Source organism: Thermanaerothrix sp. (assembly GCF_056331585.1).
On sequence record NZ_JBWGPQ010000036.1, the window covers coordinates 22292 to 29277 of the forward strand.

Annotated in this window: 7 protein-coding genes; 3 read left to right on the plus strand and 4 right to left on the minus strand. The window is 61.7% G+C overall.

The annotated features are described in order from the left end of the window. Nucleotides 1–6: 6 nt before the first annotated feature. Nucleotides 7–654, plus strand: a complete 648-nt coding sequence (locus AC01YT_RS11350) for a methyltransferase family protein (RefSeq protein ID WP_476675523.1) — start codon at nt 7–9, stop codon at nt 652–654. Continuing rightward, entirely contained in the window at nt 621–2891 is a 2271-nt protein-coding gene (locus AC01YT_RS11355) for a ComEC/Rec2 family competence protein (RefSeq protein ID WP_476675525.1), read from the plus strand. The genes AC01YT_RS11350 and AC01YT_RS11355 overlap by 34 nt, the downstream gene beginning before the upstream one ends. Before the next feature lie 32 nt (nt 2892–2923). Here the strand turns inward: AC01YT_RS11355 and AC01YT_RS11360 are convergent, their stop codons facing one another. From AC01YT_RS11360 to AC01YT_RS11375, 4 genes are read right to left on the minus strand one after another with little or no spacing between them, the layout of a single operon-like run. After that, nucleotides 2924–3478: a 2-oxoacid:acceptor oxidoreductase family protein gene (locus AC01YT_RS11360; protein WP_476675527.1), complete on the minus strand. Its 555-nt coding sequence runs from the start codon at nt 3476–3478 to the stop codon at nt 2924–2926. 15 nt (nt 3479–3493) lie between these two features. Beyond that, entirely contained in the window at nt 3494–4270 is a 777-nt protein-coding gene (locus AC01YT_RS11365) for a thiamine pyrophosphate-dependent enzyme (protein ID WP_315625220.1), read from the minus strand. Between the two features lie 12 nt (nt 4271–4282). After that, nucleotides 4283–5395, minus strand: coding sequence for a 3-methyl-2-oxobutanoate dehydrogenase subunit VorB (vorB, locus tag AC01YT_RS11370; RefSeq protein ID WP_476675529.1), 1113 nt, complete (start codon nt 5393–5395; stop codon nt 4283–4285). Between the two features lie 10 nt (nt 5396–5405). Beyond that, nucleotides 5406–5654, minus strand: coding sequence for a 4Fe-4S dicluster domain-containing protein (locus AC01YT_RS11375; RefSeq protein WP_322806208.1), 249 nt, complete (start codon nt 5652–5654; stop codon nt 5406–5408). A gap of 285 nt (nt 5655–5939) precedes the next feature. Between AC01YT_RS11375 and moaA the strand changes: the two genes are divergently transcribed. Continuing rightward, complete coding sequence (moaA, locus tag AC01YT_RS11380; RefSeq protein WP_476675531.1) at nt 5940–6920, plus strand: GTP 3',8-cyclase MoaA; 981 nt, start codon at nt 5940–5942, stop codon at nt 6918–6920. Nucleotides 6921–6986 lie beyond the last annotated feature (66 nt).

A 6986-nucleotide genomic window follows, 5' to 3' on the forward strand; every position in this document is an offset into this window, starting at 1 on the left:
AGCACCATGACGGCAAGCGGGTTCAGCACGGTGTTACTGGCGATGGCGCTTTATGGGGTGCTCCATTCCGTGCTGGCCTCACACACCTTTAAGCGCCTTCTGGCTCATCGCCTGGGAGAAGCCTGGGTGCAGCGCTACTACCGCTTGTTGTTCTCGCTGCTAGGTGGGTTGACCCTGCTCCCGGTGCTGGGGTTGATGGTCCTGCTGCCGGATGGTATCCTCTACCGTCTGAATTGGCCTTGGCTGGGGCTGAGCCTGGCCGCGCAGGGGCTTGGAGCATGGCTCATCTGGCGCGGCCTGCGTGCGACGGGTGCCATGGCCTTCTTGGGCTTGCCCCAGGCCTTGGGACAAATGCCCGCGATGCCGCCGCGCCTGGTGACCGAGGACGTCTATGCTCTGATGCGTCATCCGCTCTATACCGGGTCTTTGCTGGCCTTGTGGTTCATGCCCCTGATGACCTGGAATTTGCTTGCGTTTAACCTGGCCGCCACGGCTTACTTTATCATTGGCGCCTGGCTGGAAGAGGCCAAACTGCGCGCCGAATTTGGGACGGCGTACGTAGATTATGCCCGCCGCACCCCAATGTTCATCCCCCGTCCCGGCGCGCTGGTGAGGGCGCTGTGCCGCTGTTCTGGCTGGCGCTGGCTTTCTTGAGTGGGATCGGCCTGGCCGCCGCGTTTCCCCTGCCGGCGTGGGGGTGGGGCGGTCTGAGCCTGCTCAGCGCAGTGGGCCTTACCTGGCCACCGGTACGACGCCGCTGGCGCGTTTCCTGGCTACCCCTGCCATTGCTGGCGTTGCCTCTGGCGCTCGGAGCAGGCGCGCTGCGTTACACCCTGCACCAGAGCGCACACAACTCAACCCAAAGATTAATCGCCTGGCACGCCCAGGGCCAGGTGATCCTCACGGGATGGATCTGCGCTCCACCGGATCGGCGGGAGCGGGTGACCCTGCTGACGGTCTGCGCCGAGCAGTTGGAAGCCCCCGCTGGGAATGTCCAGAAGGTGCAGGGGCGCATTTTGGTGACCCTCTGGCCGTTCCAGACCTGGAACTACGGCCAGCGCCTGGAACTCCGCGGCGCGCTAAATCCACCGGAAGAGGGCGAGACCTTTTCCTACCGCGCCTACCTGGAGCGACGCGGCATCTACACCCAAATGACCTACCCGCTGGCGCGCTCCTTGCCCGGCCCGCGCGGCAACCCGCTCATTGCCGGCCTGGAAGCGCTACGCCAGCAGGCTTATGCGCTGGCGAATCGCTTTTATCCCCAGCCAGAAGCCGCCTTAGTCAGCGGTATCCTGCTTGGTTTGGACGAAGATTTTCCCCTGCCGCTAGAACGGGCTTATCAGATTACCGGCACAGCGCACATCATCGCCATCTCGGGATTCAACATGACCCTGCTCAGCGGCGCCCTGTTGGCGGTGCTGGGGCGAATTTTTCCCCTGGGCATAGCCAGTTTCGTCTCGTTGATTGGGATGGGATTGTACGCCCTCCTGGTCGGAGGTGATCCGGCCGTCCTGCGCGCGGCGCTGATGAGCGGTTTGGTGCTGCTGGCGCGGCTGATCGGGCGTTCTTCGGCGGCCCTGAACGCACTGGCCTTCAGCGCGGCGCTGTTGTGCCTCTTCAATCCCACCCTGCCCTGGGACGTCTCATTTCAACTCTCGGTGATGGCAACGCTGGGATTGATCCTTTATGCCGAACCGCTGCAAAGCGCATTCATGCGCACCCTCACCCAACGCTGGCGCGCACCCTGGGCAGGGCGCCTGGCCGCCGCGGTGGGGGAGTACGTGCTGGTTACGCTGGCCGCCCAAGTCACCACCTTGCCAGTCCTCTTGGCCCATTTTCGACGCTTCTCGCTCAGCCTGCTCATCGCCAATCCCCTGATCCTGCCAGCCCAACCAGCGCTGATGGTGCTGGGCGGGCTAAGCCTGCTGATTGGTCTCTTCGCCCCCGCTGTGGGGCAGGTGCTGGCCGGGCTGGCCTGGCCATTGGCCGCCTATACCAACCGCATCGTTTTGGGGCTGAGCCAGAACGCCCTGGCCTCGCTGGCCCTACCTCCCTTCGAATTTGGGAGTGTGGTGCTTTATTACGCCGTGGTGTTAGGCCTCACCCTCGCTTGGCGGCAGGCGGCCTGGCGCCCGGCGTTGCGCGGAAGCCTGCTGATCGGGGCACTGGGGTTATCCACGGTGCTGGCCTGGAACGGCGTGCTCTACCGCCCGGATGGAAATCTGCATCTGGTGTTGTTTGACCTGCCCGATTCACAGGCGGTGTTGATTCGCGCCCCGGGTGGACAGACCCTGCTTCTGGATGGTGCCCCCTCGGCCAACGGCCTGGATGCTCAGTTAGGCCGCTACCTTCCGGTGCTAGGGCGACGGTTGGATGCCATGCTGGTTACCAGCCCACGGGCCGCGCCGCTGGAAGGGCTGATCCTGAGCCTCCAACGTTACGAAGTAGGCCGAGTATTCTGGGCGACCGCCACGGCTACCACCCGCACCCATACCCGCCTGGCGCGCGCCCTGGATACGGCGGGCATCCCCCAGCAGCCACTGGCCGCCGCGCAGGTGCTGGACCTGCCGCCCGACTTGGCCCTGGATGTGCTCCCGGCCGAACAAGGACAGGTGCCTTTACTGGTGCACCACGGCCGTCTTGACCTGCTCATCGCGGGTGCGGTCTGGCCAACCGAGACGCTGGCGCACCTCAACGCCCAGGGGGTGACCCTGGATGGCCTCATCTTGCGTGGCGAGGGGATCGTAATCCCTGCTAGTGCACTCCCTGACCTAGGGGTGCTGGTGGGGCAGCCCAGCCAGCCTTTGCCCCCCGGCTGGCTGGCGACCGGCCTGCACGGCACGCTGGAACTTACCAGCGACGGTCAGAGCCTGCGCCTGGGATGGCGATGAAAAAGGCACGGGGGTCGCCCGCGCCCTGAGGTTCAAACCGATTGCAGTTGTTCAGCCAGGTATTTGGCGCCTTCCTGGAGCGCGGCCACATTGAGCGGCAACAAATTACGATGGCGTGAGAGCAGATGTGCTTCCATTGCCTTGACCACTGCGTCCAGGGTGAGGATGGGCTGATTGCTCAACATAGTCCCCAACATCACCATGTTGGCCACGCGGCGGTCACCCAGGTGCTCGGCGATCTCGTTGGCCGGAACCAGCACGGTACGGATATCGCGCCGATCTACATTGCGATCCACCAGCGAGGCATTGACCACCAACAACCCACCCGGCTTAACCAGCGGCTCGTATTTATCCAGCGAAGGACGGTTGAGCACCAGCGCCACCTGCGGGTTGCGCACAATGGGCGAACCGATCTCCTCATCGGCAATGATCACCGTACAGTTCGCAGTGCCGCCGCGCATCTCCGGGCCGTAGGAAGGGATCCACGTCACTTCCAGGCCATTATCCATGGCGGCGTAGGCTAGCAGTTGCCCGGCAAAGAGCACGCCCTGACCGCCAAAACCGGCAATGATAATCTCAGTTTGCATGGTTGCTTGCCCTCCCTAGACCTTGATCTCAGCAACCGCCGGATGCACCTTGTAATCCCCGAGTGGGAAATAGGGGATCATGTGCTCTTCCAGCCATTTGAGCGACTGCACCGGGGTCATGCCCCAGTTGGTCGGGCAAATCGAGAGCAGTTCTACCATCGAAAAGCCCAACCCACGCACCTGAGTTTCCAGTGCCAGACGGATGGCCTTCTTGGCCAGGCGAATGTTCTTGGGATCGTGCAGGCTGCGGCGCACCACGTAACTGGCGCCTTCCAGGGTCGCCAACAATTCGGCAGCACGCACCGGGTAACCCTGCGTTTCCACATCCCGCCCACGCGGCGAGGTGGTGGTCTTTTGCCCCGGCAGGGTGGTGGGCGCCATTTGCCCGCCGGTCATGCCGTAGTTGGCATTGTTGATAAAGAAGACGGTGATGTTTTCACCCCGCGCCGCTGCGTGCACCACCTCGCCCATACCGATGGACGCCATATCGCCATCGCCCTGGTACGTGATGACCACGCGGTCGGGTAGCACGCGCTTGACGCCGGTCGCCATGGCCGGCGCGCGACCATGCGGCGCTTGCACCCAATCGAAATCAAAGTAGTTATAGGCAAACACCGAGCAGCCCACCGATGCCACACCGATGGTACGCTCGCGCAGGTTCATCTCATCAATGACTTCGGCGATCAGACGATGAGCCACCCCGTGGGTACAACCGGGGCAATAGTGAGTCGGCATCTCGGTCAAGGATGCCGGACGAGCATAAACCAGTGTTTCCAAATCTGCTAAGGTCATGCGCGATCCTCCCTAAGCCTGCGCTAACATGCGTTGTAGCCAACGATCACGAGGATGGCCGTCCACGGTGAGCGGCGCCGTAGCCATGCGCTTGATCTCGTCCAGGACTTCATCCGGCAAGGGCATGACACCGCCAACGCGGGCGAAGAATTCCACCGGCGCGCGCCCTTCCACCGCGCGTAGCACGTCTTCCAGCATCTGGCCAGTGTTCATCTCCACCACCAAAAAGCCCTCGACCTGTTCGGCCAACTCGCGGATCACCTGAGTTGGGAAGGGGCTGACGGTGATCGGGCGCAGTAACCCCACGCGGATGCCCTCGGCCCGCGCCGCGCGCACCGCCGAAAGCGCCACCCGCCCGGCCGTGCCAAACCCCACGACGACAAAGCGGGCATCCTCCAGGTAATAGCCCTTGTAGCGCACCTCGTTCGCCTCAATCTGCACCCAGCGGCGCAGGATACGCAGATTCGCCTCTTCTTCCAGCGGCGGGTCAAGGTAAATCGAAGAGAGCACACGCCGCTCGCGTCCCATGGCGCCGCGCACGGCCCAATCGGGGTAGGTGGTCTTGAGCGGGCGCATCGGGGGCATCTCCGCCGGCTCCATCATCTGCCCCAAGCTGCCATCCAGCAACACTACCGCAATCGCGCGATAGGCTTCGGCCAAATCGAACGCCAGCATGGTCAGGTCAATCGCTTCCTGGATACTAGACGGTGCCAGGACGATTGGGCGATAATCGCCGTGCCCGCCGCCATGGACAATCTGGTTGTAATCCCCTTGCGCCGGTGCAATATTGCCCAGGCCAGGACCGCCGCGCATAACGTCCACCAGCACCACCGGCACCTCGGTGCCGGCGATATACGAAAGGCCCTCCATCATCAGACTGATGCCCGGACTGGAGGATGAGGTCATCACCCGCACCCCGGTGCAGGCCGCACCATAAACCATGTTGATCGCGCCCAATTCACTTTCGGCCTGGACGAAAACCCGTCCCAGTTCGGGCATACGCATGGAGAGATATTCCAATAATTCCGTCTGCGGCGTGATGGGGTAGCCAAAATAGGCCTCCAACCCCGCCCGCACCGCGGCTTCGGCAATGGCAATGTTCCCTTTCCACAACTCGCGCGCCATGGGTTGCCTCCTAAGCCGCAGCCGCCGCGACACGTGGGCGCACCGCTTCACGATAAACCGTGATGGCCGCCTCGGGACAGACCACCGCGCACACGCCGCACCCGGTACAGCCTTCTTTAACCAGCGTCGCCGGGTGATAGCCCTTGACGGTGATACGGCTCATATCCAGCCCCATCACTTCCTGCGGGCAGGCCGCCACACACAATTCACAACCCTTACAGTATAAGTCATTAACGACAATTCGTCCCTTGGGGGGCATCCGTTCCTCCTGGTTGGTATGGAAATTAATGACAACGAGGCGGGCTAGGATGGGTTCTATTCTGATTATGGAACGCTCCCCCAATCCTTGGGTAGTGTCATGCGTCATACGAAAACACTACAAGTATCCTGATATTTGTTACTTGATTAGTCTATAATGATACCTTGGACAACAGTCTACTTTCCTCAAGTCAAAAATCACCCCTCAGGTTATGGCTCAAAGCCCTGGTTTTTTGTATACTGATGAGTAAGAAACGAAGGGTTTCGTTTGAAAGGGAGTTGAAACGTGGCTCTCGACCGTTTTGGTCGCCGCATCCACTATCTGCGCATCAGCCTGACCGATCACTGCAACCTGCGCTGCGTGTACTGCATGCCCGAGGATATGACCTTCCGCCCCCCCGCGGAGATGTTGCAAGACGAAGAGATCCTCTTCCTGGTGCGCCTTTTCGCCAGCCTGGGGTTTGATAAAATTCGCTTAACCGGGGGCGAGCCGACCGTGCGCGCCCATGTGGTGGAACTGGTGCGGGAAATTGCCGCTACGCCGGGAATCCGTTCCCTCACCATGACCACCAACGGTGTATTACTGGGCAAACTGGCCCGCCCGCTCAAAGCCGCGGGGTTACAACGCGTCAATATCAGCCTGGACACCCTGGATCCGGTGCGTTTTCACAAAATTACCCGCTGGGGTAACTTGCGCCAAGTTTGGGAAGGTATCCTGGCCGCCGAGGAAGCCGGCCTCACCCCAATCAAGATCAATGCGGTGGTGGTGCGCGGATACAATGAAGCCGATATTGTGGATCTGGCGCGCCTGACCTTTGAGCACGCGTGGCAAGTGCGTTTTATCGAGATGATGCCGTTGGGCGGTATCAGTGACTTTCAGCGCTCCCAAGTGGTCTCAACTGCCGAGATGCTGGCGCGCCTGGAAGCGGCTTTTGGCGCAGTCGAGCCAATTAACGGTGGTGAACTAGATGGCGAGGCCCGCCTCTACCGCCTGCCAGGTGCGTTAGGCACGGTGGGGTTTATCGCTTCGGTGACCCTGCCGTTTTGTGCCGCCTGCACCCGCGCCCGCCTGACCGCCGATGGACGGTTGCGCCTGTGCCTCCTCCGTGACAAAGAAGTGGATTTGCTCACCCCTCTACGCAACGGCGCCACCTGGGAAGAGATGCGCCAACTCATTGTGGAGAGCATCTGGGAAAAACCCTGGGGGCATGGCTTAGCCGAAGGCGAAATTGCGCTCAACCGGGTCATGAGTGAGATCGGGGGATAGACTGCTTTGTGCACGAGCGCACAAAACGGTTGACATTTCCCCTTCCCAGGGTTAAACTAAGACCAT